Annotated in this window: 25 protein-coding genes; 10 read left to right on the top strand and 15 right to left on the bottom strand. The window is 67.7% G+C overall.

The window, feature by feature from the left end; all coding sequences use genetic code 11:
* Positions 1-25 precede the first annotated feature (25 nt).
* The gene (locus VF649_RS00935; RefSeq protein WP_331010074.1) at positions 26-1,111 is read right to left on the bottom strand and encodes an SPL family radical SAM protein; all 1,086 of its coding nucleotides are present in this window, start codon (positions 1,109-1,111) and stop codon (positions 26-28) included.
* Between the two features lie 117 nt (positions 1,112-1,228).
* Between VF649_RS00935 and VF649_RS00930 the strand changes: the two genes are divergently transcribed.
* Together VF649_RS00930 and VF649_RS00925 are read left to right on the top strand one after the other, a co-directional pair.
* Positions 1,229-1,594 (top strand): BlaI/MecI/CopY family transcriptional regulator, encoded by a 366-nt coding sequence (locus VF649_RS00930; RefSeq protein ID WP_331010073.1) that lies wholly within the window; start codon positions 1,229-1,231, stop codon positions 1,592-1,594.
* Positions 1,591-3,024, top strand: coding sequence for a M56 family metallopeptidase (locus tag VF649_RS00925; RefSeq protein WP_331010072.1), 1,434 nt, complete (start codon positions 1,591-1,593; stop codon positions 3,022-3,024). The genes VF649_RS00930 and VF649_RS00925 overlap by 4 nt, the downstream gene beginning before the upstream one ends.
* Before the next feature lie 158 nt (positions 3,025-3,182).
* Here VF649_RS00925 and VF649_RS00920 read toward each other — a convergent pair whose 3' ends face one another.
* Positions 3,183-4,166 carry an SDR family oxidoreductase gene (locus VF649_RS00920; RefSeq protein WP_331010071.1) on the bottom strand — a complete coding sequence of 328 codons (984 nt, stop codon included), beginning with the start codon at positions 4,164-4,166 and terminating at the stop codon, positions 3,183-3,185.
* A gap of 238 nt (positions 4,167-4,404) precedes the next feature.
* Between VF649_RS00920 and VF649_RS00915 the strand changes: the two genes are divergently transcribed.
* Entirely contained in the window at positions 4,405-4,947 is a 543-nt protein-coding gene (locus tag VF649_RS00915; RefSeq protein ID WP_331010070.1) for a hypothetical protein, read from the top strand.
* Here VF649_RS00915 and VF649_RS00910 read toward each other — a convergent pair.
* The 5 genes from VF649_RS00910 to VF649_RS00890 all read right to left on the bottom strand — a co-directional run bounded on the left by VF649_RS00910 (position 4,922) and on the right by VF649_RS00890 (position 10,991).
* Positions 4,922-5,182: a ribbon-helix-helix domain-containing protein gene (locus VF649_RS00910; protein WP_331010069.1), complete on the bottom strand. Its 261-nt coding sequence runs from the start codon at positions 5,180-5,182 to the stop codon at positions 4,922-4,924. The two genes, VF649_RS00915 and VF649_RS00910, sit on opposite strands and share 26 nt — an antisense overlap.
* Positions 5,183-5,204: 22 nt before the next feature.
* Positions 5,205-5,927 (bottom strand): acetoacetyl-CoA reductase, encoded by a 723-nt coding sequence (gene phbB, locus VF649_RS00905; protein WP_331010068.1) that lies wholly within the window; start codon positions 5,925-5,927, stop codon positions 5,205-5,207.
* A 32-nt stretch (positions 5,928-5,959) separates the two neighbouring features.
* Positions 5,960-6,970 carry a ferrochelatase gene (hemH, locus tag VF649_RS00900; protein WP_331010067.1) on the bottom strand — a complete coding sequence of 337 codons (1,011 nt, stop codon included), beginning with the start codon at positions 6,968-6,970 and terminating at the stop codon, positions 5,960-5,962.
* A gap of 73 nt (positions 6,971-7,043) precedes the next feature.
* Positions 7,044-9,254, bottom strand: a complete 2,211-nt coding sequence (locus VF649_RS00895) for a xanthine dehydrogenase family protein molybdopterin-binding subunit (RefSeq protein WP_331010066.1) — start codon at positions 9,252-9,254, stop codon at positions 7,044-7,046.
* Between the two features lie 39 nt (positions 9,255-9,293).
* Complete coding sequence (locus tag VF649_RS00890; protein ID WP_331010065.1) at positions 9,294-10,991, bottom strand: class I adenylate-forming enzyme family protein; 1,698 nt, start codon at positions 10,989-10,991, stop codon at positions 9,294-9,296.
* Between the two features lie 70 nt (positions 10,992-11,061).
* On the opposite strand from VF649_RS00890, the gene lgt reads away from it, so the two are divergent.
* From lgt to VF649_RS00870, 4 genes are read left to right on the top strand one after another with little or no spacing between them, the layout of a single operon-like run.
* Entirely contained in the window at positions 11,062-11,952 is an 891-nt protein-coding gene (lgt, locus tag VF649_RS00885) for a prolipoprotein diacylglyceryl transferase (protein ID WP_331010064.1), read from the top strand.
* Between the two features lie 46 nt (positions 11,953-11,998).
* The gene (locus VF649_RS00880; protein ID WP_331010063.1) at positions 11,999-12,976 is read left to right on the top strand and encodes a class I SAM-dependent methyltransferase; all 978 of its coding nucleotides are present in this window, start codon (positions 11,999-12,001) and stop codon (positions 12,974-12,976) included.
* A gap of 55 nt (positions 12,977-13,031) precedes the next feature.
* On the top strand, positions 13,032-13,913 hold the full coding sequence (locus tag VF649_RS00875) for a dienelactone hydrolase family protein (protein ID WP_331010062.1): 882 nt from the start codon (positions 13,032-13,034) through the stop codon (positions 13,911-13,913).
* Positions 13,910-14,536 carry a glutathione S-transferase family protein gene (locus tag VF649_RS00870; protein WP_331010061.1) on the top strand — a complete coding sequence of 209 codons (627 nt, stop codon included), beginning with the start codon at positions 13,910-13,912 and terminating at the stop codon, positions 14,534-14,536. The genes VF649_RS00875 and VF649_RS00870 overlap by 4 nt, the downstream gene beginning before the upstream one ends.
* Before the next feature lie 57 nt (positions 14,537-14,593).
* Here the strand turns inward: VF649_RS00870 and VF649_RS00865 are convergent, their stop codons facing one another.
* The gene (locus VF649_RS00865; protein ID WP_331010060.1) at positions 14,594-15,319 is read right to left on the bottom strand and encodes a Bax inhibitor-1/YccA family protein; all 726 of its coding nucleotides are present in this window, start codon (positions 15,317-15,319) and stop codon (positions 14,594-14,596) included.
* Positions 15,320-15,448: 129 nt separating this feature from the next.
* Here VF649_RS00865 and VF649_RS00860 point away from each other — a divergent pair, with 129 nt between their 5' ends.
* The 3 genes from VF649_RS00860 (at position 15,449) to VF649_RS00850 (ending at position 17,787) form a co-directional block, all read left to right on the top strand.
* Complete coding sequence (locus VF649_RS00860; RefSeq protein ID WP_331010059.1) at positions 15,449-15,733, top strand: 2'-5' RNA ligase family protein; 285 nt, start codon at positions 15,449-15,451, stop codon at positions 15,731-15,733.
* Entirely contained in the window at positions 15,628-15,990 is a 363-nt protein-coding gene (locus VF649_RS00855) for a 2'-5' RNA ligase family protein (RefSeq protein ID WP_331010099.1), read from the top strand. Before VF649_RS00860 ends, VF649_RS00855 begins: the two co-directional genes overlap by 106 nt.
* 192 nt (positions 15,991-16,182) lie before the next feature.
* A complete protein-coding gene (locus tag VF649_RS00850; RefSeq protein ID WP_331010058.1) occupies positions 16,183-17,787 on the top strand; it encodes an MFS transporter in 1,605 nt (534 codons plus the stop codon).
* A 4-nt stretch (positions 17,788-17,791) separates the two neighbouring features.
* Here VF649_RS00850 and VF649_RS00845 read toward each other — a convergent pair whose 3' ends face one another.
* From VF649_RS00845 to VF649_RS00815, 7 genes are all read right to left on the bottom strand, one after another.
* Positions 17,792-18,361 (bottom strand): superoxide dismutase family protein, encoded by a 570-nt coding sequence (locus VF649_RS00845; RefSeq protein ID WP_331010057.1) that lies wholly within the window; start codon positions 18,359-18,361, stop codon positions 17,792-17,794.
* Positions 18,362-18,526: 165 nt separating this feature from the next.
* Positions 18,527-19,630, bottom strand: coding sequence for an OmpA family protein (locus tag VF649_RS00840; protein WP_331010098.1), 1,104 nt, complete (start codon positions 19,628-19,630; stop codon positions 18,527-18,529).
* Between the two features lie 198 nt (positions 19,631-19,828).
* Positions 19,829-20,329, bottom strand: a complete 501-nt coding sequence (locus VF649_RS00835; protein ID WP_331010056.1) for a DUF2793 domain-containing protein — start codon at positions 20,327-20,329, stop codon at positions 19,829-19,831.
* Positions 20,330-20,347: 18 nt separating this feature from the next.
* A complete protein-coding gene (locus VF649_RS00830; protein WP_331010055.1) occupies positions 20,348-22,525 on the bottom strand; it encodes a phage tail protein in 2,178 nt (725 codons plus the stop codon).
* Positions 22,526-22,528: 3 nt separating this feature from the next.
* On the bottom strand, positions 22,529-22,918 hold the full coding sequence (locus VF649_RS00825) for a peptidoglycan endopeptidase (RefSeq protein WP_331010054.1): 390 nt from the start codon (positions 22,916-22,918) through the stop codon (positions 22,529-22,531).
* A gap of 1 nt (position 22,919) precedes the next feature.
* The gene (locus tag VF649_RS00820; RefSeq protein WP_331010053.1) at positions 22,920-23,738 is read right to left on the bottom strand and encodes a DUF2163 domain-containing protein; all 819 of its coding nucleotides are present in this window, start codon (positions 23,736-23,738) and stop codon (positions 22,920-22,922) included.
* Entirely contained in the window at positions 23,735-26,059 is a 2,325-nt protein-coding gene (locus tag VF649_RS00815) for a DUF2460 domain-containing protein (protein ID WP_331010052.1), read from the bottom strand. Before VF649_RS00815 ends, VF649_RS00820 begins: the two co-directional genes overlap by 4 nt.
* Positions 26,060-26,064 lie beyond the last annotated feature (5 nt).

Below are 26,064 nucleotides of genomic sequence, written 5' to 3'. Positions count from 1 at the left end.
CCATCAGCCGACAAGATCGCGATGTTCAGGTCCAGTAGAGTATCCGCGCCTGCGGGAGTGATCGTCCGATGGCCGTTTCGAAATAGGTCCGCAGCCGCCGCATCGTATCCGCATCATACACCTGCTTCTCGGTCCCGAACTTCGTACGTTTTGTAATACGGTTGGCGTCGGTCATATTCAGCGACGACCCTGGATACCAGCTGTCCAACGTCGCCTTGGATCCCGCGGTGAACCGGTGTGTGATCAGTTCGATCGACAGGTCCAGGTCGGGCAGCCCGGCCAGCGCCGCCGCCGCCGCATCGATCAGGTCGCCATAGGCCTGCTCCCATCCGTCCGCGGCGATGATCGGCGCGATCGTCAGCCCGATGGGATAGCCCGCCTCCGCCATGCGGCGCAGGGCCGAAAGCCGTGCGGCGACGGGTGCGGTTCCGGCTTCGTGCCCGCGATGCTGCGCCGGGTTGATCGACGCGCGCATCCGGGTCCGGCCGCCATGGTCCAGCGTGACCAAGGGCGCGACATCCGCGAATTTGGTGGTAAAGCGCAATTGCGTCTCCGCCTGCCACCGCCCGAACCAGGCGATCGTTGCCGACAGCGAGCCGGTCAGATGCTCCAGCGCCAGCGGATCGGTGTAGCAGGACGCCTCGAACGTCGTTCCCTCCGCAACCCGCGCCATGCTGCGCGACGTGATCGTCCCGCGGCCGAGATAATCGGGCAGGCCGTGCAGGATTTCGTCGAGATTGGCATAGACCCGCGTGATCGGTGGCCCCTTGAGCGATCCCGCCAGATAGCAATAGCTGCAATGGGCGGGGCACCCCTCCGCCAGATCCAGCCGCCAGTCGGCACTGGGGGCGATGGGTTGCAACTTGCGCTTGGACGGAGGCGCCACGACCACGGCCAGCGTCCCCTTGGCCTCGGCATAGGCACGCCGCGGATCATCGGGCAGGTCGAGCAGCACGCGATCACCCGGCAGGGTGACGACCGGCACGCCCAGCGCGGCCGCCCGTTCCATGATCCGACGGCCATGCGGCCATGTCCGGGCCGACGCCGTCACCATGATGCGCCGCGGAATCCACGGCCGCGGCAGCGATATTTCGGGATAAGGGGAAGCCATCCTTGCTGAACGCCTGATTCGCGCACCTGTTCATGGCCACCAATTCCGCATGATCGTGCTTGACGACCACAGCTGTAATCCTCATAAGACTACGTATGTAGTCACAGGGGTCACATGATGACTGAGCGGATCAGCGAAAGCGAATTGGCGATCATGGAAGCCTTGTGGGACACTTCGCCGCTGACCGCGGCGGAGGTCACCGAGCGGGTTTCGGATCGCTGCTGGAACGACCGCACGGTCAAGACGATGCTCGGCCGCCTGCTTGCCAAGGGCGTGATCGGGCATGAGGAAGATGGCCGTCGGTATCTGTACCGGCCGCTGGTCGCGCGGCAGGACTATGTCGCGCGCGAATCCGGCAGGCTGGTCGATCGGCTGTTCGGCGGGCGCGCCACATCGCTGGTCGCGCATCTTGCCGAACAGAACCGGCTGTCGGACGACGACATCGCCGATCTCGAATCCCTGTTGCGGGGGTTGAAGGCATGAATGCCGCTATCGCCTGGTTCGGCGGGACCATGACGGCGGCCACCCTGTTGATGCTGGCGGTGCTGATCGTCCGTGCGCCCGCCGCCCGGCTGTTCGGGGCAAAGGTCGCCTATGCCTTGTGGCTGCTGCCCGCGCTCCGCATGATCCTGCCGTCGTTGCCCGCACGGTGGGTGCCGACCCCGGGCGGCATCGTCTTCACGCGACAGCTGGTGGGCTGGGGCCCCGCCTCGCCGCCTCCCGGCGAAGCGCTGATCCTACCCGCACCCATGGCAACCGGTCCGGACTGGTTGGCGATCGCCGCACTGATCTGGGCCGCCGGCGCGCTGTGCCACCTGCTCTGGCATGTCATCGCCTATCGGCTGTTCCTGCGTCGGGCGCTGCGCCGTGCGGTCCAATGGACGCATGCCGCGGGCATCCGGGTCATGACCTGCCCTGAACTCCCCGGCCCGGTCGCGGCCGGCATCCTGCGGCGCCTTATCCTGCTGCCGGCCGACTTCACCAGTCGGTTCGATCCGGACGAACGGCGGCTCGTCCTGGCGCATGAAACCGCGCATCATGTGCGCGGCGACCTGGTCGCGAACCTGTTGGCGCTCGTCATCCTGTCGCTACACTGGTTCAATCCGGTCGCGCACCGCGCCTATCGTGCGTTTCGCGACGATCAGGAAACAGCCTGCGACGCGACGGTACTGGACGCCGAAGCCGCCGATCGCCGCCACGCCTACGGCACCGCCATCCTCAAATCCGCCAGCTGCCGCGTGCCCGGCGCGGCTTGCGCGCTCAATCACGCCGGTGCGCTGAAACGGAGGATCCACATCATGATCGACGGACGCAAGCCTCGGCCCCTGCGGATTGCCGGCCTTGGGCTGGCGCTGCTTCTGGTCACTGCCGGCCTGATCGGCACCGCATCCACCTCCGCCGCCTCGCAGGGCGGTGGCCGATCGATCCACGTTGATGGCCCAGACGATCGCAGATCGCTCGGCGAACGTGGCCATATCCGCCCGACGACGCCGGCGGAGCAGCGACAGGTGCAGCGCGCGGTGGAACAGGCCACCCACGCCGCGACGCGGGCGCGGCGCAATGCCGACACCGCCATGCGCCGCGCGCAGCGTGCCTTGGCGAATCTCCCGCGCCCTCCTGCGCCACCCCTGCCCGCCCTTCCACCCGCGCCCTTCGGCCCGCCGCCACCGCTGCCTGCTCTGGAAGCGCCCACGATCGACCGCAACGCCATCGCGGCCGAGGTTGCGGCCGCCATGCACGACGCGCGACAGGCGATCCTCGCCGCGCAGGCGGATGTTGCCCGGACCCGGATTACCTGGGCGCGCAACCGTCAGATCGCGTTGCGCAACGCCACCGCCCACCGCGCCGAGGCGATCATCATCGCAACGGAAGCCGGGCGCGCCGCGGAAGCGGCCAGGCCGTCCTTTCCATGAACCTGGCCCAAACGGAGCCATGCCCATGATGCTGAAAGACCTACGATATCGTCTCTGGTGGACCTGGGCGAAGTTCCGGATCGGATCGGACGCCTTGGCGGCTGCCGGCTACCGTCCGCCCGGCCAGCAACCCTGACGGTGCCGGCCGGGCTGCGCGATCAGGGATTGCCTCGGCCGCCGTTCGCCCCGACGACCGTTCCCGTGCTGTAGCTCGCCTCTTCCGACGCCAGCAGCACGTAAAGCGGCGCCAGTTCGGCCGGCTGGCCCGCGCGGCCCATCGGGGTATCCTGGCCGAATTCGCCCATCTTGCCCGGCAATTGCCCGCCAGCCACCTGCAACGGAGTCCAGATCGGCCCCGGTGCCACCGCGTTCACGCGAATGCCTTTCTTGATCAGCTGCTTGGCAAGGCCCTTGGTCAGGATCAGCAACGCTCCTTTAGTGGCGGCATAGTCGATCAGTTCCTCGCCCGGATCGTAGGAATTGACCGAGATGGTGTTGATGATCGCCGATCCCGGCGGCATCAGCGGAACAGCGGCCTTGCTGATCCGGAACGTGGCATAGACATTGGTCTTGAACGTCTGATCGAACTGTTCGTCGCTGATCTCGGAGATATCGGCCTTGCTCTGCTGATAGGCCGCATTGTTGACCAGCAGGTCGAGCCCACCCAATTGCCTGGCCGCCGACGCGACCAGCCGCTCACAGAAGGCCAGCGTCCGGATATCGCCGGGAATGGCCACGGCCTTGCGTCCTGCCTGTCGGATCAGGGCGATCACCTCGCGCGCATCGGGCTCTTCCTGCGGAAGGTAATTGATCGCGACATCGGCGCCTTCGCGGGCGAAAGCGATGGCCGCCGCTCGCCCGATTCCGCTGTCTCCGCCGGTAATCAGTGCCTTGCGCCCGGTCAGCCGCCCGGAACCCTTGTAGCTCGTCTCGCCATGATCCGGCCGTGGCGTCATCTTCGATGCCAGTGCCGGCCATGGCTGACGCTGTTCGGGAAATGGCGCGCGCCGATATTTGCTCTGCGGATCGCGCAGCATGGCGGTATTGGTGCCGGCCGCCTGCCCGGCAGCAGGCACCGCAGTCGCGGCCAGCCCGATCGTGGCCGCGCCGAGCACGGTCCGGCGTGAAGTTCCTTCGTCCATGAAAAGGCTTCCTTGATCCAAAGTCGTCGGCAATGGGCGTGTCGCTCTTGAACGGACGAACACCGGCGCGGTTCATTCCCGCCGAAATGATCCGCCGACCAAGTCATTGCACTTCCACGCCTAACCACCGGGTCCGGTGCGAAGTCGTTGTCCTGTCGCGTGCAGCCCGGCGTGCTTCAGACGCCTTTTCGCGCCGCATCCCATGCGATACAGTCACGGGGAGAGCGGAGGACAGATGATGCAGGCCGTGCAACCAGGATCGCTGAAGGTCAGGCACACGGTGCGCGGTGGGGCCGCTATACTCCTGCTGCTACCGCTGATCGCGATGCAGTTCACCACCGAAGTGCGTTGGGACGGAGCCGACTTCGCGCTGTTCGCGGCCATGCTTGCCGCGGCCGCCGGAGCCTATGAGTGTCTATCGGCCCGGGTGGAGAATATCGCCTACCGCGCCGCTGCGGGGATCGCGATCGTCGCCGCTTTCCTGCTCATCTGGGCCAATCTGGCGGTGGGGATCGTGGGATCGGACAATGATCCTGCGAACCGGCTGTTCTATGCGCCGCCCGTCATCGGGATCATCGGCGCGCTCGTGGCGCGTTTTCGTGCCCCCGGCATGGCCGCAACGCTGCTCGCGGTCGCGGCGGCGCAACTGCTGTGCGGCGGGATCGCGCTCGCCGACGCACCTCAACCGCAGTATGTGGTCGTGGTCGCGGTCACGATCGCGTTCACCGCGCTGTGGGTCGCGTCCGCGGCGTTGTTCAGGACGGCGGCCGCTCCGCGCTGACCGTTTCCCCGTCCGCGTGGACCGCGCGTTCGAACAGCCAGACGCGCACCGCACTCGCCAGATTGGGCGGATCGTTCGCGCCGATCCGGATCGCATCGATCCGCGCCACCAGTGCGTTGACCGGCAGCCCGTCATCGCGGGCGGCGCGGTCCAGCGCCGCCCAGAACACCGGCTCCAGCGAAATCGACGTCGCATGACCTGCGATCGTCACCGATCGCTTCACCGGCCCCGTCATCGACCGCTCCGGCCGGCTGCCATCAATACATATGCTGGCCGCCGTTGATCGACAGCGTCGATCCGGTGACGAAGCCCGCATCCTCGCCGCACAGGAAGGCGACGCCCCGTGCGATTTCGCTCGCCTGGCCCAGACGGCCGACCGGCACCTTCGCGACGATCTTGGCCAATACGTCCGCCGGTACCGCAGCCACCATGTCCGTGTCGATATATCCCGGCGCGATCGCGTTGACCGTGATCCCGAACCGCGCGCCTTCCTGTGCCAGCGCCTTGGTGAAACCATGGATGCCCGATTTGGCGGCGGCATAGTTTACCTGGCCATATTGCCCGGCCTGCCCGTTGATCGATCCGATATTGACGATCCGGCCCCAGCCCCGGTCCTTCATGCCGGAAAAGGTCGCCTTCGCCATGTTGAAGCAGCCACCCAGATTGGTATCGATCACTTCCTTCCACGCCTGATAGCTCATTTTCATCAGCGTGCCGTCGCGCGTGATGCCGGCATTGTTGACGACCACGTCGACTGGTCCAAGCGCCTCGGTCACCGCCGCCACGCCGTCGATGCAGGCCTGATGATCCGACACATCCCACTGGAACGTCTGGATGCCGGTTCGCTCGGTAAAGGCCCGCGCCCGTTCCGCATTGCCGGCGTAATTGGCGGCGACGGTCATTCCGGCGTCCTTCAATGCCAGGCTGATCGCCTCGCCGATGCCGCGTGTTCCTCCGGTAACGATTGCCACGCGTGCCATAAGCTCACTCTCCGATTTTCGTTGCCGCTACGTTAAGCGGCTCGCATCCACCCTTCAAGTTCGCGCGCGACAAGTTTTTCAAGGAGGGCGATTCCGATAGGGCTGTCGTTCAGGCACGGCAGATAGGCGAAACGCTCGCCCCCCGCCGCCTCGAACGTTTCGCGCCCGCGGATCGCCATTTCCTCCAGCGTCTCCAGACAATCGGCGGAAAAGCCGGGCGCGACCACGGCGACGGATTTCACGCCCTGTTCCGGCAATCCGGCCAGCATCAGGTCGGTCGCCGGCTCCAGCCACTTGGCCGGTCCGAACCGCGACTGGAACGCGATCGCGATCGGCCGCCCCATGGCTTCCGACAACAGCCGCGCCGTTTTCTGGCAATGGCAATGATAGGGATCGCCCAGTGCGAGCGTCCGTTTCGGCATGCCATGAAAGCTGGCGATGATCCGGTCTGGCACGAAATCCAGATCCGACAGCCCCTGTTCGATCGCCGTCTTCAGCGCCCCGATATAGTCCGGATCGTCATGATAGGGCGGCATCGTCCTCAGCGCCGGCTGCCACCGCATCTTCGCCAGTTCGGCGAACGCCTGGTCGTTCGCGGTGGCGGTCGTCGCCGCGCAATATTGCGGGTAGAGCGGCGCCAGCAGGATGCGTTCGCATCCGGCCGCCTTCATCGCCGCCAGCCGGTCGGGGATCGACGGATTGCCATAGCGCATGGCGTGATCGACCAGCACGTCCGGTCCGAACCGCCCCTTCAACGCATTCGCCTGGGCGGTCGTGATCGCCTGCAACGGCGATCCGTCGTCACGCCACACCTGCGCATAGGCGTGGGCGGATTTCTTCGGCCGCACGTTCAGGATGATGCCGCGCAGCACCGGCTGCCACAGCAGAGCCGGGATCTCGACCACGCGGCGATCGGACAGGAATTGCCGAAGATAGCGTTTCACTGCCTTCGCATCCGGCGCATCGGGCGTGCCAAGGTTCATCAGCAGCACGCCGATCCGCGGCTTGACGATGACGGGATGGTCGGGGGGGAGCGTAGCCATGCGCCGTCCTAGCCGCTCTGTATCAGGAAGGAAGCACGAATAGCCGATCAGAGTGAGCGACCCCGTCGTGCGGTCACAGCTTCAACGGCAAGGTCCGTAGCCGCCGGCCGATCAGGGTGGCGACCGCATTGGCGATCGCCGGCGCCACAGGCGGAACCGCAATCTCCCCCACGCCACCCGGTGCCGCATCGCTGCGGATCAGCTCGATCGCGATCTCCGGCGTATCGGCCAGCATTGGCAGGCCCAGCGCGTCGAAATTGCGTTGTTCGGGCACGCCGGCGACATAGCTGACCGCACCACCCAGCGTCGCCGCCATCCCCCACAGGATGCCACCCTCGATCTGCGCGCGGACCAGATCGGGATGGATCAACCGTCCGGCGTCGACCGCCGCGGTGATCTTCACCACCCGGATCCGGCCGGCATCGACCCGGACGTCCGCCAGCATCGCGACGTGCGATCCGAAGCTGGAATGAATCGCGATCCCCTGTCCCGATCCCGCGCCGCCGCCCTCCCATTCCCCGCGTGCGGTCACCAGCGACAGGCACTTTGCCAGCCGTGCCTGCCCGCCCAGCATACGGATGCGATGGGAGAACGGATCGATACCGGCCTGCGCCGCCAGCATGTCGACGAAGCATTCGGTGAAGAAGGCGGTGTAGCTATGCGCCACGCTGCGCCAGATCCCGGTTTCCACCCCGACCTCAACCGGCAGATGGTCGACCGCGACCGCCGGGATCGCATAGGGCGGCACGGCCCCCTCGACGGCCGCGCGTTCCGCATGGCCGGGGTCGCCCGCGAACCGCGGAAGCAGCCGCGCGGTCATTTCGCCCGCCGATGACGGAGTCGCGATCCGCGCCTGCCAGTCCAGGATCGCGCCGCCCGCACCCAGCCGGGCCGACATCCGTGCGCGCGCGGGCGGGCGATTGCGGCTGCGCATCGTCTCCTCCTCCCGCGACCAGACCAGTTGCACCGGGCGCTTCACCTGGATCGCGATCAGTGCCGCCTGCACCGCCGCGTCATGATCCACCTTGCGCCCGAACCCGCCGCCGATCGGCATCGGATAGACGATCACCTGCGCCGGCTTGAACCCCGTCGCTCGGGCCACCGCGTCCCGCGACGCGACCAGCGCCTGCGTCGGCATCCAGATTTCCAGCCGATCGCCACTGACCCGCGCCGTCGCGGTCAGCGTCTCCATCGGCGCATGGGCGGCGAACGGCACGGCGAACTCCGCGGTGATCGGCGCGGCGGCGCCCAGCACCGCCGCTACATCGCCCGTCTCGGCAAAGCGCTTGCCCCCCGTGCCGTTCAGGGCGGCGGTCAACGCCGCGTCGATCGATGCCGCGTCCGGTGCCGCGCCACCGGATCGGAACGCCGGGTCGATCGCGTCCAGACCCCGGTTGGCCGCCCACCAGTTGCGGGCCACGACAGCAACCCAAGCCGGGTTCTGCACGACCGCGATCACGCCGGGTACGCCGTCGCCCGCCGCCAGCGTCACGCCCGTCAGCCGTGCGCCACCCGCGGGCGCCCCGCGGACGGCGGCGTAGACCATGTCCGGCAACCGCACGTCCCCGGCAAAGCGCATCGATCCATCCACCTTGCTCGGCAGGTCGATGCGCGGGACGCTTCGCCCAGAAATGCCGCCCGCGCCCGGCGTCCGTAACGCCACGCCGGCGGGCAGATCGAGCGCCGCCGCTTCCGCCGCGAGTTCCCCGAACCGCAGCCGATCGTCGCCGCGCATGACGAAGCCGTCGCGCGTGTCGCATGCCTGCCAGTCGATCTTCCACCGCCGCGCCGCCGCCATGCACAACAGCACCCGCGCACCCGCCCCTGCGGCCCGGTACCGCGCTTCGAATCCGCGCACCGAACTGGATCCACCGGTCAGCAGAAAAGTGGTCCGCGCCGCTACTTCGGTCGCCACCCGCCCGGCCACGCCCGCCAGCGCATGCGGCACCGCTTCCGCCGCGCCCTCGCGCAACAGGAAATCATTGGCATAAAGGGGGTTGATCGGCGCCGGCTCGACCGACACGGTACGCCAATCCGCACCCAGCTCGTCCGCCAGCATCTGCGGCAGCGCCGTCCACACACCTTGCCCCATTTCCGCCTGCGGTACGACGACGGCGATGTGACCGTCCTCGCCGATCTTCACGAACCCGTCGAAGATCGTCTCCCCGGGCGCGGCGACCAGGTTGTTGGCGTAGCTGCGGGGCCAAACGCCCCAACCCACCAGCAACCCGGCTCCGATGCCGCCGGCCACCAACATCTTCCGCCGGCTGATCCCCTCATCCATGGCGCGGCGATAGCGCCCGCTTGATCGGCAAGGAAGCCGTCACGCCTCGGCCGGGACGGATCGATAGATTTCGCGCAGCAGCTTCTTGTCGATCTTGCCGGTTCCCAGCTTCGGCAGCGGATCCGCCGAAAACCATGTCCGAACCGGCAGCTTGAACCGCGCCAGCCGCTCGGTCAGGAACGCGGCCAGCACGTCGTCGGACAGAACCCCGTCCTCGACGAGATGGACGACCGCGCCCGGTACTTCCCCCAGGCGGTCGTCGGACAGCCCGAATACCGACGCTTCCGCCACCGCCGGATGGGCATAGATCGCGGCTTCCACCTCCTGGCAGCTGATATTTTCCCCGCCGCGGATGATGATGTCCTTGGCCCGGTCGACGATGAACAGATAGCCGTCGGCGTCCAGATAGCCGATATCGCCGGTCAGGAAATGGTCGCCGCGGAACGCCGCCTGCGTCGCCGCGGGGTTGTTCCAATAACCCCGGAAATTGGCGCGACTGCGGATTCCGATCTCCCCGCGTTCGCCGGGTGGCAGCATCGTGCCATCCTCCCCGAAAATCGCGACATCCACGAACGGCTGCTGCGCCTTGCCGGTCGATGCCGGTTTCGCGACGTAATTGGCGCGGAAATTGGTGCAGCCGACAGCATTGGTTTCCGTCAGGCCATAGCCCAGCATGGGGGAGCCCTTCGGAAACTGCGCGATCAGCCGCGCGACGTGCGCCACCGGCCGCGCGGCACCGCCCGCGGCGATATCCAGCAAGGAGGACGTATCATAGCGGCCATGATCCGGATGCTGCATCAGTTCCAGGCTCATCGTCGGAACCCCGACGAAATAGGTTATCTTCTCCGCTTCGATCAGGCGCAGCGCCTCGCCCGCATCCCATTTGCGCATCAGCACCATCTTGCGCCCGATCGCGAAGCTGTTCAGCATCACGGGGACTGCGCCGGTGACATGGAACAGCGGCACCGCCACCAGCGTGGCCGGCGGGTCCGCCGGCGGCTGGCCGTCATCGATCATCAGCTTCAGCAACGAAGCCGTATAGGCGAGAAAGGAATAGGTCGCGGTCACCACCGCCCGGTGATCCGATACCGCGCCCTTCGACAGGCCGGTCGATCCCGACGTGTAGAGGATGGTCGCATCATCCTCCGGCGCGACGACGGGGCGCACCCCCTCTGCGATCCCGTCGAGCAACGGCTGCAACGCTTCGGCCAGGTCGGCCTCGATCGGCAGGATCACCATCGCGGTTTCGATTCCCGCCGCGGCCACGCGCCGCCCACGCTCGGCGTCGGCCACGATCAGCGTGGGGGTCACCAATCCGATCCCGCTCGCCAGCTCGTCCGGCTGCCACCAGCCATTGACCAGCGTCGCGACCGCACCGGCCTTCACCACCGCCATATAGACCAGGATCCAGGATGGGCAGTTGCGCATCGCGATCACGATCCGGTCGCCCTTGGCGACACCCCACCCGCCGACAAAGGCACGCGCCAGCCGGTCGGACCATTGCGCCAGTTCAGCGAAGCTCAACCGCTCCGCACCGGCCACGACCGCCGGCTTGTCCCCGTGCGCCGCGCAGAAATAATCGAAGAAGGCGGCCAATGTCCCCGGTGCCCCCGGTACGATCGCGCGACCGGGCACGATGACATCGCCGCCATCGGCAGATCCGGCGATCAGCGGTCCTTGGGCACCCGTGACGCCGCCGATGGCGGCTTCCATGCGCAGGTCGAGCTCGCTGGCCATAACATTCTCTCGCTATCTTTTCGTTTGTCGTTGCGCCCTTTATGGAGGCCGAAATCGCCGGGGAAAAGCCTTGATCCTGAACCTCCTCGCCGACGCTACGGCAGCCTTGGATTTCTCCACGCTCGGGCTTTCCCCGATCGCGCTGGATCTTGGGACGTGGCGGATCGGCGGCACGACTCTGCACCCGCAGGTGCACTGGTATTCGCTCGGCTATATCGTCGGCATCCTGTTCGGATACTGGTACCTGACGAAGCTGCTGGCCCGACCGGGCGCCCCGATGGCGAAACGCCATGCGGAGGATCTGGTATTCTACGCCACCATCGGCATCCTCGCGGGCGGACGGCTTGGCTATGTGCTGTTCTACAAACCCGAAATCCTGCGCAACCCGATCGAGATCCTGTATCTCTGGCAGGGGGGCATGTCGCTGCACGGCGGGTTGCTCGGCACGATCATCGCGATCCTTTTGCTGGCCCGGAAGAACGGCTTGAACGCACTTCGCGTCTGCGATTATGTCGCGGTCTGCACGCCGCCGGCGCTGTTCCTGGTGCGCATCGCCAATTTCGTGAACGGCGAACTCTGGGGCCGGCCGACCACCCTGCCATGGGGCATCATCTTCCCGCGCACGGAAGACGGTATTCCCCGCCATCCGTCGCAACTCTATGAAGCGGCGCTGGAGGGCATTCTGCTGTTCATCATCCTCAACATCCTGTTCTGGCGCACCGATGCGCGCTACAAGCCCGGTCTCCTCGTCGGCAGCGGGCTGCTCGGCTATGGTATCATCCGCTTCCTGCTCGAATATGTGCGCCAGCCGGATGCCGGGCTCGAACATCTCAGCTGGGGCCTCACCATGGGCCAGACGCTCAGTGTGCCGATGCTGGCGGCGGGGCTCTATCTGATCGCGACTGCCAACGGCCGGCGCGTCCGCGTCGAACCGGTCGCCGGGGGGCAAAGCGTCGCCTGATAGCCTTGCCGATCGGCTGGCGGCGCAGATTGCGGCTGCCGGCCCGATGCCGCTCGACGCCTGGATGATGGCGGCGATCGCGCGATATTACGCCACGCGCGATCCGCTGGGTGCCGGGGGGGATTTCACCACCGCTCCGGAAATCAGCCAGATGTTCGGCGAACTGGCCGGTCTGTGGCTGGCGGACATCTGGGACCGGGCCGGTCGCCCGCCCGCCGCCTATGTCGAACTCGGTCCCGGCCGCGGTACGCTGGCGCATGACGCGCGGCGGGCGATGCGCAGCGCCGGGCTCGCCCCGGAAATCCACTTCGTCGAAACCAGCCCGGTCCTGCGCCACGCACAGGCGCTTCGCCTGCCCGACGCGGTCTGGCATGACGATGTCGCCTCGCTCCCCACCGATCGCGCACTGCTGATCGTGGCGAACGAGTTCTTCGACGCGCTGCCGATCCGGCAATGGCTGCGCACGGACGACGGCTGGCGCGAACGCCATGTCGATCATCAGTCGGGCCGCTTCCTGCCGGTTCCGGGGCCGCGCGTCGATACCGACGCCCCCATCCCGGACGCGCCGCCAGGCACGATCGCCGAACGCCGCCCCGCCGCCGATACGCTCCTGTCCGAACTCGCGCCACGGATCGCGGCGCAGGGCGGCACCTTGCTCGTGATCGACTATGGCTATCCCGGTCCCGCATCGGGCGACACGCTTCAGGCCGTGCGCGCGCATGGCTTCGTCGATCCGTTCCAGGATCCGGGCGAGGCGGATATCACCGCCCATGTCGATTTCACGGCGCTGGCCGCCGCTGCGGTGCCACTGGTCGCGTCCGGCCCGGTCGATCAGGGCGAATGGCTGCTTCGCCTGGGGATCGCTACCCGGGCGGCGGCCCTCGCCCGCGCCGCCCCCGATCAGGCGGATGCGATTGTCGCCGCCTATCGCCGCCTGACCGCGGCCGAAGATATGGGGCGTCTGTTCAAGGTCCTGGCCCTCACCGCGCCCGGCTGGCCCGAGCCCGCGGCCCTCCGCGGCTAGCTTGCGGGTCCGCCGCAAAACGCCGATGCTGCGGCCGGTATAGCGGAGAGGCACCATGCACCCCGACGACATCACGGCGCGCGCGATCGCACTGTACGATCGCTTCACCCACGATACGCATGATCGCCGCGCCTTCATGGCGGACCTGACGAAACTGGCCGGCGGCTCCGCTGCGGCCGGCGCCCTGCTCGCCACGATCGCGGCCGATCCTGCCGCTGCGGCGATCGTGGCGCCGGATGACAAACGGCTGAAGACCAGCAACGTCCGCTGGAAGATGTCCGAGACTCGCCTGATGCACGGCTATATGGCGCTGCCCGCCAACGCGCGTGGCCGCCAGTCATCGGTGATGGTGATCCATGAAAATCGCGGGCTCAACGATCATATCCGCGATATCGCCCGCCGCATCGCTCTGGCTGGCTATGTCGCGCTCGCGCCGGATTTTCTGTCCGGCAACGGCGGCACCCCCGGTGATCCGGATGCGGCCCGCACCCTGATCGGTCAGCTCGATCTGACGCAGGCCGTTGCGGATGCCGTTGCCACCACCCGCTGGTTGAGGAATAATCGGTTCGCCAGCGGCAAGGTCGCGGCGCTGGGCTTCTGCTGGGGCGGTGCGATGGTCAACCGCCTCGCCATCGCCGCGGGGGATCTGCTGACCGCCGGCGTCGCCTTCTACGGCCCGGCGCCCGATCCGGCCGAGGCCTTACGGGTCCGCGCCGCCCTGCTGCTTCACTATGCGGGGCTGGACGATCGTGTGAACAGGACCGCGCGGCCATGGATCGACGCGCTCAAGGCGGCGCACGTTCCGGTGGATGCCTATGACTATCCGGGTGTGAACCACGCGTTCAACAATGACACGTCGGCCGACCGCTATGATAAGGCCGCGGCCGATCTCGCCTGGGATCGCACGCTGGCCTTTCTGAAGGATCGCCTGTCATGACCCGCTCGCTCACGCTCTACACGAATCCCATGTCCCGCGGCCGTATCGTCCGCTGGATGCTGGAGGAAATCGGCACCGCCTATGACGTCGTGCTGCTCGACTATACCGGCGCGATGAAGGAACCCGATTATCTGGCGATCAACCCGATGGGAAAGGTTCCCGCACTGCGCCACGGCGACGCGGTGGTGACCGAGGTTGCGGCAATCTGCGCCTATCTGGCGGATGCGTTTCCGGATGCGGGCTTGGCGCCGCCGCTTCCGGACCGCGCGGCTTATTATCGCTGGCTGTTCTTTGCCGCCGGACCGTTGGAGGCCGCCGTCACCAATACGGCATTGGGCGCGGAGTTTCCGCCCGAACGCGCGGCGACGCTGGGCTATGGAACGCTGTCGACGACGCTCGATACGCTGGAGGCCGCGATCGGCGATCGTGATTACATCGCCGGTGACCGCTTCAGTGCGGCAGATGTCTATGTCGGCTCGCATCTGGGCTGGGGCATGATGTTCGGGACGATCGAAGCCCGCCCTACCTTCCAGCGCTATCAATCCGCGCTTCAAGACCGCCCGGCGTTCCACCGTGCCGCCTCGCTCGATGATGCCGCAATGCCGCCGCGGCCGGCGGGCTGACGAAAAAGGCCCGGCGGATCGCTCCGCCGGGCCCGTTCGAACGTCGTTGCGGATCGTTTAGCGGCGATCGCCCATGAAGCTCAGCAGGAACGTGAACATGTTGATGAAGTCGAGATAGAGCGTCAGCGCGCCCATCACCACCGACTTGCCGACGAAGTCGGAGCCCTGCACATGGAAATACATGCTCTTGATCTTCTGCGTGTCATAGGCGGTCAGGCCCGCGAATAGCAGCACGCCGATCGCGCTGATCGCCATCTGCATCGCCGGCGACCGCAGGAAGATGTTGATGACCATCGCCACCAGCAGGCCGACAACGCCCATGATCAGGAACGTGCCGAAGCCCGACAGATCCTTCTTGGTCGTATATCCGAACAGGCTGAGCCCGGCAAATGCCGCCGCGGTCGCGAAGAAGGTCGTCGCGATCGACGTGCCCGTATACACCAGGAAGATCGTCGACATCGACAGACCCATGACCGCGGCAAACGCCCAGAACAGGCCTTGCGCCGCGGTCGTCGAAAGCTTGTTGATGCCAAAGCTCAACACCATCACGAACGCCAGCGGCGCGAAGATGATGAGGTAGCGCAGAGGCGTCATCATGACCTGTTGCGCCAGGCCGCTCGACGCGAAACCCAGCGCGACGATGCCGGTCAGCAACACGCCGGACGCCATGTAATTGTAAACCGAAAGCATGTAGGAGCGCAGCCCCGCATCCCGGGCCGCGGACGCATCCCGGCCTGCCGAGCGCGGCACGGCCGTCGTACGGGGGTCAGACCAATTCGCCATCGCGATCATTCTCCAAGGTCGGAACGCAATACGCGTTCCTCTGGCGCCAATATCATCCCGAAGCGTATCGATTTCAAGCGGCGCACACGGGAGCGTCATGTTTCAAAAGGTTGCTGGAAGGATCGACGCATGCACAGGCTCTTCGTGGCGATCCGCCCTGCGCGGCCACTGCGCGACGCCATGCTCGCGATAGCGCCGGACATCGACGGTGCGCGTTGGCAGGACGATGATCACCTGCATGTGACGCTGCGCTTCATCGGCTCGGTCGAACGTCCTCTGGCGGAGGATATCGCCGCCGCGCTGGCGGCATCCGGGCCGCCGGCTTCGCTCTCACGCTGGGCGCGCCCGGCCGCTTCGATCGGCGTGGTCGGATCGACAGCCTCTGGATCGCCGCCGGCCCGGCGGACCGGCTGACCGCGCTCCATCGCAAGGTGGATCATGTCCTGACCGGCCTCGGCCTTCCGCCGGAGGGTCGCGCCTATCTGCCGCATGTCACGCTCGCCCGCTTCGGCCGGCACGGGGGCGATCCCGCGCCTTTCCTGTTCGCGGCCGCCGGTCTCGCAGGCCTGGCTGTGCCCGTGACGGATTTCACCCTGTTCGAAAGCCATCTCGGCCCCGACGGCGCGTTTTACGAACAGGTTGCACGCTATCCGCTGGGCGCTGCCGGCTAAGCATCTAGCCGGTAACCGGACACTGCTGCCTGTATGTGGGCGACGGACCTGCACCGCGTCCGCCGGAGCGCGCGCCTGCCACAGACGTTACAAAGCGTGTCGGTCATCCAATCGCCACTTTACGGGTCCGTCAATCTCTTGCACATCTTCGGACAGGGCGACGACCATGATCGCCGGCAGGAGAGCAGAACCATGCATCATGACGCCCGGCCCCCCGGTGCCTATCGCTGGTATGTTCTCGCCCTGTTCACGATCGTCTATGCGTTCAACTTCATCGATCGCCAGATCGTTACCATCCTCGCCCCCTATCTGAAGGCCGATCTTGGACTGACCGATGCGCAGGTCGGGCTGTTGTTCGGCACGGCCTTCGCGCTTTTCTATGCCCTGTTCGGCCTGCCGCTCGCCCGGTTGGCGGATGGATGGCACCGGGTCCGCACGCTGTCGATCGGCCTCGGGCTCTGGTCGGCGATGACCGCTCTGTCCGGAACCGCGGGCAGCTTCGGGCAACTCGCGCTCGCCCGCGTCGGGGTCGGGGTCGGGGAAGCCAGCGCCAGTCCGTCCGCCTTCTCGATCCTGCAGGATTATTTTCCCAAGGCACAGCGCGCCACTGCGCTCGCCCTGTATTCCAGCGGCATCTATCTCGGTGCCGGCGCTTCGCTGATGATCGGTGGCCATATCGTGGCCTTGTGGGATCGGCTCTATCCGATCGGCACCGCTCCGTTCGGCCTCGTCGGGTGGCAGGCCGCCTATATGGCGGTCGGGCTGCCCGGCGTCCTGCTCGCGCTGCTGGTGGTCATCACGGTGCGGGAACCCGTGCGCGGCGCGATTGATGGCCATCCTCACCCCGGCGATCCGCATCCGTTCCGCGCGGCGTTCCGGGAATTGGGGACCTTGTTTCCGCCCTTCAGCCTGCTGTCCCTCCGGCGGCTGGGTGCGTCGCCGGCCATGGTCCGGCGCAACCTGTTGCGGCTGCTGGCCATCGCGGGGGTCGCGGTCGCGATGATCCTGTTGACGGACGCGCTGCTCGCACCGGCCAAGCGTGCGCCGATCTTCTGGATCGGCACCACCGCGGTCACCACCAACATGGTGCAGTGGACGGCGATCGCGGTCGGTGCCTACGCCGTCCTGTCCTGGATCCAGTCGATCCGCCTGCGCGATCCGGTCGTCTCCGAACTGCTGCTGGACACTCCCAGCTTCCTCGCACTCGCGGTGGCCGGCGGATTTCTCAGCTTCGGCAGCTACGCACTCAGCGCCTTCATCTATCTCTACGGGGTCGCCCATCTGGGGATGAAGCCCGCGGATGGCTTCACCATCGGCGCGATCGCCGCCGTTGCCGGCGGAATCGGGACGACGCTCGGCGGCGTCATCGCCGATGCGGCGCGCCGGCGTCACCCCGGCGGCCGGCTCTATGTTGCCGCCGCCGCCGCCGGCATCTGCTGTATCCTCACCATCGGTCAGTATCTGACCACCGACCGGACCACCTTCTTCATTCTGAACTTTCTGGGAACATTGTGCCTCACCATGTGGCTCGGCCCGGTCTTCGCCACCGGCCAGGATCATGTTCTCCCAAGGATGCGCGGCACTGCCACCGCGGTCCAGTTTCTGGGAATCAACCTGATCGGGCTGGGTCTCGGCCCCTATTGGGTCGGTCTGATCAGCGACATCACGGGCGACCTGCGGCTGGCGATCCTCTCGGCGCTGGTCCCGATCCCGCTCGTCATCGCGCTGTTCCTGTTCGCCGCACGCCGGTTACCCGCGGCGGAGGCGCGCGTGGCGGAACTGGCCGCCACGCGCTGATCGCTCAGGCCGGCGTCACCACACCGCAGGCAAGCCGGCTGCCGCTGTTTCCCGACGGATCGGTGCGATAGTCGTCGGGGCCGGCGTGGATCAGGATCGCCGCGCCGTCGGCATCCAGCAACGGCGTGGCGCCCGACATCAGCATCACGCCCGCTGCCACCGTATCGATCTGACCCCGGCCATCGGCACCGATCTCGATGTTGGGCAGGTCGCCCAGATGCGGCCCTGCGCCCGAGTCCTTGCCATGCTTCATGCCGGTCGGGTTCCAATGGCCCCCCGCCGTGGTAAAATCGGGCGCGTCGCACTTGCCCATCATATGGAAATGCAGCCCCTTCGGGCCCGGCGCCATGCCCGTCGCCTGCACCCTCATGCGCAGGCCGCTCGCGGTCTGCTCGAACGTGGCGTTGCCCTTGGCCGCGCCGGTCGCATCCATCAAGGTCGCCGTGGCGCGGGGCATCGCCGCGCCACCGCCGGCAGTGCCGGTCCCGCCGACATCCATCGTACAGGCGGTCATCGCACAGGCGGTCGCGCCCAGCATCGCCAGCGTCGTCACCTTCACCCAAACATCACGCATGTCTTGCTCCTGCCTGTTCCCGGTCGATGAACGCGCCGCGGTTCGTTCCGGTGCCGATCCTGCAGGACGATCAACACAGTTTCGCACACACGAAAAAGGCCGGCTCCCTTGCGGAAGCCGACCCCTTCGTTGCGTCGGTCCCGCCCGAAGGCGGAACCAGGACAATCACATGCCCGAACCCGGACCGTAGGTGATTTCCACGCGACGGTTCTGCGGTTCGCGCACACCATCGGCGGTTTCCACCAGCGGGCGGCTTTCGCCGAACGCTTCGGTCGTGATCGAACCGTCGGCAATGCCCTTGCCGGCCAGGTACGACTTCACCGCGTCGGCACGACGCTGCGAAAGACCGACGTTGTAGGAGTCCGAACCGGACTTGTCGGCGTGACCGGCAAGCATGACCGAAGCCGAACCCGACGTCGTGAATGCCTGTGCGGCATTGTCGAGGATCGTGGCGGCTTCCGGCGTGATGTCCGACTTGTTCCAGTCGAAGAACACGATGAACGGACCAGCAGGAACCGGCGCAGGCGGCGGCGTCGGGGCTGGCTCAGGCGGCAACGGCGCGGGCTGCGGAGCCGGCTCGACCGGCGGCGGCGGCGCTGCCGGTTCACCGAAGTTGAACACCAGGCTGGCGAGAACCGAATGCGACCGGAAACGACCGTCCGTCTGTGCGCCACCGCTGGTGGTGTACTTCAGGTTGTCGACGTTGAAGAAACGATACTTCAGGCCGATGTCTACATTGTCGGTGACCGGATACCGGACGCCGGCAATCGCCTGCCATGCAAAGCGCGTGTCGCTGTCGTCGACGATCACCGGCCCGCCGTTGAGGCGATAGATGTTCGCGCTGACGCGGGCGATACCGGCACCACCGCCGACATAGCCGTTTAAGCCTTCGTTCGAACCGAAGTCGAGCAGGCCGTTGACCATGAAGCTGAGCGCATCGGTCGAACCGCTGCGGTTGCTCTCGTAACGGCCGGCCGGCGTGCCGTTGATGGCGACCGTCGTCGTGTGTGCTTCGACTTCGGCCCGCTTGTAGCCGACTTCGCCTTCGATCCGGATCGGACCGAAATCATAACCGATGATGCCGTCGACGTCGAAACCATAATCATGGTCGACCTTCAGGCCATTGTTGATGGCACCGATGTCGAAGTTCGAATCTTCGACCAGCAACCCGCCGCCTTCAACACCCACATACCAGGCGTTGTCACGCGCCATGGCCGGCGTCGCGAGCGCCGTTGTAGCAAGCGCGACCAAGATGGTCAGCTTACGCATAGAAATCCCCTTTCGTTCGTGTTCCGGAAGGAACCGCAGTTTACCTAAACTAACCCGCCCCCCCCACGCAAGCGTACTGGGTTCGGAAGCGTTGCATAAAGGCCACGTTGGCACCAATCGTGCCACGCCTCCGATTTGCAGACGCAGCCCTTAACACAGCAATCGGCTTGCGGTTTCGCACCCCCCGAAAAAAAACACTCAAGTGGTAATTAGACCATGGTTGCGAAGGGTGTCCAGAATGGCAAAAATCGTCGCGCGTGCCTCGATATCGGCGATAGGACCACCGGTAGGCCCAATGATTCCAGGCTGTTGCCGTCCGACCACCGGAATCCCGTCACACAGCACGCCGCCGGTGGGAAATGGCCCCGCCGTCCATGCCGATCCGGTCCACCGCACATGCCGGCCTTGATCGATAAGCCACACCAGCATGCCCGATACCGGCGCTGCGAACCGCCACCCGCCCTCGGTCCAGATCGCCAGCGATCCGGTTCGTCCTGCCCACGCACCGGTCCCGCCGGCCGCCACGATCCATGTCCGTCCCGCGCCCGGATCGGCCGGCGGCGTCGCCAGCACCATGGATTCGGCGACCGGGTGCAGCAGCATGTCGACACGCGCCAGCGCCTCATTGTGCGTCACCTCCTTCTGCGCCTGCCCCGTCATGATCCACGGCAACTCGAATCGTTCCGTCGCGTCCGTCATCGTCCCCACCCTTCCGCCTCAAACCCTGACCTCCGCTTCGGCCGCGATCGACGCCGCCGCCGTCCCGACCTGCACCACCGAAACGCGCAGCATCCCCGCTGCATCATATCCGTCGGCCGCCTGCAACGCGGGTGGGTAGCGCCACTCGGGAACCGTCAGGTCCACCGTCCGCGCCCCGCCCGGCCGCAGGATCCGGAGGCGGTACCGCTCCGTCTCTTCGCCCAGCGGCGCGTCGACCCCGTCCGCCCATCCCCACCCCATCCGGCTCCGCCGCGTCCAGCTGATCCGGACCGCTCCATCCGCCGTTCTGGCGGCACGCAGGTGGACGGGCGACAACGGCCGCACCGCCAACCCAGCCATCTCGTGCGTCGCGACCACCGGAGCAGGATCGCCGATCCCCTGCGCCAGCACCGTCGCCACCGACCCGACATCGGCGGCCACGGAAACCATCCGGTCCGGGTCGATCAGGATGAACCGTTCGTCCGGGCCATGCTGCGCGATCGCCACCTCGGTGCCGCGCCGCCCCCGCAACAGCCGTCCGATCCGGAACCGCGCCACGCCGATCTGCTCCGCCCGGCCGAACTGGACCAGTTCCGCGCCGAGCCACGCCAGGTTCGCGCCCGCCAGCAACTGCGCATCGGAACAGCCCTGCACCGTCATCCGGTCGTTCAACAGCAGGATCTCGATTTCCGTCCGGTCGTCGAACATCATGCCGCCCGCCGCCGGCACGCTGCCGGACACGCGCCCCATGGTCGCGGGCGGCGCCGTCCGCCCGATCGGGGTCAGCGTCCCGCCTGCATCGGCGCTGCCATCCAGCCGCGCCTGCCGCCATCCGGGCGGTGTTCCTGCCGCGGCGATACATAATCGCACGCTCCCATCGGCCGCGTCGGGGCCGGGCGGCATCTCGAACAGCGCGATCGTCGTCGGCCCCTGCGGTTCGTCCGTCTCCGTGATGGCGCGCCCGGCGACCGCGGTCGGCAGGGGCCGTGATCCGGCGCCGTCGCTGCCGACCAGCTGCAACTCCACCACCATCCGGTCCAGCGTCACCGACGCCACCCGCCACGGCTCGGCGCCATCGGACAGGGTCACCGCCTGTCCGGGCCGCACCGCCATCCACCGCCACGGCAGCCGGATCACTGCCGTCCGCCCTGCCGCCACGTCCGCCGCCAGCCGCCGCTCGGCCAGGTTCTTGGCCAGATCGGCGGAAAGCACCGCGGGCAGTTCCAGCATCGCCACCCGCCGTCCGACGCCACCCCGCCGCGCATGCTGCAACCCCGTCTGGTACGTACGCGCCACGTCATAATAGGCCAGCGTCACCGCGTCCGGCACCGTACCCGCCGCCCGCCGCGCCTGCGTCCGTCGCACTCCGCCACGCTCACCGGCCGCCGCGCCCAGCGCATGGTCGGGGAACCGCACCGCCGCTCCCTCCCCTTCGCGCAGCACCAGGCCATGATCGCCATCGACCAGCGTCAGCGGCACGACGGCGGCCAGCGTCTCGATCGCCGCCCGCACGCTGTCCCCGCTCGCCGCATAGCCGACGATCGTCGTGGCCGTCGCATCCGCCAGCACGCCGCCCGACACCTCACGGGCGATCGCCCCCACCGTCGCTGCGGCGGCGTCCGCCTCCACTTCGAAACTCAGCGACGGGATCCGATTGCCATAGGCAGCCAGCGACATATCCTCGAACACGACATAGGCGATCCCGCGATAAGCCGGCGTCTGCCCGATGCCCTCCGCCGCCGCGATCAACGGATCGGGTGCCTGATCCTCCCCGCCGTCATGAAATCGGAACCCCGTCGCCGCCTTCCAGTCACCGGCCGCGCCCCGCAACAGGATCCCGTCGGCCCAGATCCGACCGATCGACCGCACCCGCCGCGCCGACACGGCCACCGCGAACGACGCGGAATAGCTGTAGGTGGTCGTCCTCGGCTGTCCCTTGCCGCCACCGCCGCGCGTGCCTGTCTCCTTCAGGTCCGTCGCCCAGATCACGGTTCCGGCCACCCGCATGGTGCCGAACAGCTTCGGGATCGCGCTGCCATAGGTCGACGTCTGGACGCTCAGGTCGCCAAGGCGCGGCCCCTGCCGCCCCGACGCCAGCACGCGCGCATCGATCCGGTTGCCGATCAGCGCCCCGATCGCGCCGCCCACCGGTCCGCCGACCAGCGTCCCGACGGTCGTCAGCACCAGCGTCGCCATCGTTCAATCCTCCCCGAACCGCCACATCGCCAGTACCGGCCACGGCACCGCGCCCGGCACTTCCACCACCCGGCCGATCCCTGCATCGGCATGCACGAACCCGATGTCGGTGCTCATTAGCAGGTGGAACTGTCGCGGCCCCGCCTCCGCCAGCATCACGTCACCGGGCTCTGCCACCATGATCCGCCGCAGCCCCGCCTGGCCGATCGTCGCGATGATCGCCGCTGCCGTTCCTCCACGCATCGCATAGCGTGCCGGCACCCGACCCGGCGGCACCGCCCCCGCGACCGCAATCAGCCCGACACAGTCCAGCCCGAACGCCGGGTCCCGCCCCTGCGGCCGGAACCGCACGCCGATACAGGCGCGCGCCCGCGCCACCACCGCCTCACCCATGTCATTCCCCCGGATACCGTGTGAGCAGGTCATTGCCCGGCAGATGCGGTTCCCCGCGAAAGTTCACGGCATTGCCGAACCGCGTCGCGCAGGTCGCCAGGCTCCGGTCACATCCCTCGGTCAGCAGGATGCGGTCCCCGGCCGCCACCGGCCAGCGCGGCGGATCGCGCAGCACCAGCATCGCCCCGGCGGACCGCGCGATCCCGATCGACAGACCCGCGCCCGGCCCCTCCAGCCAGCGCGCCCGTCCGCCGCCCCAGCCGTTCGCCACCGGCTCGCCGGCCGCCACCATCACCGTCTGCGCATCCACCACCGCCGTGATCCGGATGACCCGGATCAGGCCGGCCATGTCGACCCGGCACCGCGCGTCGCCCAGGTCCGCGCGACATTCGGGCGACGTCCGTTCGACCACCGGCCGCTCCAGCACCGCGGTCGGCCCGCGCAATTCTGCCTCGAACGCCGCATCGCGTCGGTCGACATCGCCGATCTCACCGCGCGCCAGCGGCACCGGCACAGCATCCGGATCGCCCCAGTCGATCGCGAACAGCCGCACCGCCGCCCCGTCCCAGCGCCCGGCGTCCAGGTCCGCGGCCGCGATCCGGTCGTCGGTCAACGCACCGCTGATATCCAGCGACTCCACCGCAAACCCCTCGCTCCGTGTCACCGCCGACGGCACCATCCCCGGCGCCGCGGCATAGCGCAGCCCATCCACCTCCAGGTCGCGATCATGGCCGGTAAAGCCCAGGCTCACCCCGTCACGCCGGTCCAGCCGCCAGCAAAATGCTACCCGGGTCAGCTGTGGCGTCAGCCAGTCGCTCATGCCGCCCCCTCCCCTTCGCGGATCTCGATCAGCGGCACCGACGGGATGTCACCCGCCAGGAAGGTCGCGCGCCCGATATCGATCCGGTCCTCGGCGAACCGCACCGGCACGTCAAACCGGTACCCCGCCGTCACGGCAACGCCCGCCGCCGGCGCCCGCTCGAACGCCACGACGCCGCCCGGCTCCAGCGTCCAGCCGCCGATCGCCTGGACCCCGTTCAGTCCGACCCGCACGCTGCCCGCCACCGGACGTGTGATCCGGCGCGGCACCGCGTCACCGCCGGTCCCATAGGCCTTGGTCAAGCCAAAGCGCGTGGCCACGCCGTCCCCCGTGCCGATCGCCTGATCGCCGAAACCCGGCACGCCCGTCATCCCCGCCGAACTGTCGTCGAACGGATCGCGCAGGCGAAACCCCTGTGCCGCCCCGCGCCGCGCCCGGAAAAACGCGATCAGCGCCTGCGCATCCGCTTCGGATCGCACGCCCGGCCCGGCGTCGAACCGCAACCGTGCCTCCGCCCAATCCGCATTACGCTGCTCATGCCCGGCGGCGCTGGTCAAGATGGCGGTGGAGAAGCTCGGGCTCACGCTCACCTGCCGGCCCAGCGCGATCGGGAAATCCACATCGTCGAACGGCCGCATCGCCTCTCCTTCCATGTCCCAGTGCACATATCCGTCGCGCGCCACCTGGGGCAGCGCCCACACGAACACGTCGGCCACGCCCCGCGCCCGGCCCGCTTCGGCCGCCGCGTTGATCGCGCGCCATTGCGGCGCCGCTTCGCGGTTCAGCACGAACCCGGAAAAATACTGCTGCTCCTCCACCGGATAGCCCAGCCGTGCCGTCATCGCCGCCACGCCGCGCGCGGTCGCACCGGCATTCCGCGTCGTCACCCAGTCATAATCTTCCAGCTGCAGGATATCGAACGCCGGTCGCGCCCAGCCGACCGGTACGTTCATGCGGCGCAGTTCGGGCGCCGCACCGTCCAATACGGTCGGCAGATATACCAGCACCGCCACTCGACAGCCCGGCGCCTCCGCCCGCACCGCATCGCGCAGCGCCAGCGTCGACGCCGTCAGCATCTGCCCGGCCTGGTCCAGCATCGCGATCTGCGCGGCACTCATCGCCCCCGCAACGTCGGCGATCGGCACCAGCGTCGCCCCGAAGGCCGCACGCGCCGCCGCATCATACAGGCATGGCTGACCGCCCGGCGCGACCCACCACCATGGTTCCCCGATCTGGAACCAGGGCGATAATCCCGCCCCCACCCCCAGCCCCACGAACGCCCGCGCCACCGTCCGCAAATAGGCCATGGCCCCGTCATGGGCGGGCGACAGCAGGGTCGACGGCGGCACCCATCCGGTCAGCGCGGGGGCGCCGTCCGCAGTCCGCTGCTTCCAGTCGTCCCAGCAATGCGCATCGAACAGCTCATAGCTCAGCGACAGGATCACGCGATACTCCAGCGCCGCCGCCCGCGCCGCGAAATCCCGGTGCCATGCCGCGCAGGGTCCGTTCAACACGCCACCGGCCAGGCTGACCAGCCAGCGGTCGCCGGCCCGTTCCAGCCGGAAATAATGGCTCATCCCGACATAATGGTTGATGACCGCGCGGTAGCCGAGCATCAGCGCGCCGCGCAGCACCCGTTCCGGCGTCAGATGATAGGCATCGTCATATCCCGTCGCGATGCGCAGGCCATGCGCCGGTACCATCGCATCGCCCAGCGCCAGCACCGATCCCGCCCCGTCGCAGGCGATGTCCGACAGCGTGGCCCACCCCTCCACCGCCGTCGGCAACGCGCCGCCGCCGGTCGCATAGCCCGGCGCCACCAGCGACAGGAACATCCGGTCGATATCGCCCGCCCACACCCGGTCGGCCTCGTCTGGCAGCAGATAGCCGCCATCCAGCGCCGCGAAATGGAGTTCGACGACCGCATCCTCGGGCGTCCCCGCCGCATAATTCCATAACCGCACATACCAGGCACGCGGCTGCCCCGCCGCGTCGCGTCCCTCGATGGTCAGCGTCGGACCGTTGACCGCGTCCAGCGGCAGGATACCGCCCGACCGCCAGCGGAATCGCAAGACGCAGTCGCGGAAATCGCGATCCGTGGCATAGCCCAGCAACGGATGATCCCACCGGTCCTCCGCCGCCCAGATCAATCCCGCCAGATCGCCCTGCTGATAGAATACCGCTTCCACGCGCAAGGCGTGCGGGCCGGTCGTGACCACCGACGCCATCATCGGCCGCGGAAAATCCACCGTCCAGAACCGCGGGTCGAACCGCTTCACATGCGCCGTCTCGGTCCGCTCGCTCGCCAGTCGCCAGCCCATCGCAT

Origin of the sequence: Sphingomonas sp., assembly GCF_036387535.1 — a bacterium.
Lineage (GTDB): Bacteria > Pseudomonadota > Alphaproteobacteria > Sphingomonadales > Sphingomonadaceae > Sphingomonas_R.
This window is presented reverse-complemented; position numbering and strand designations above follow the sequence as displayed.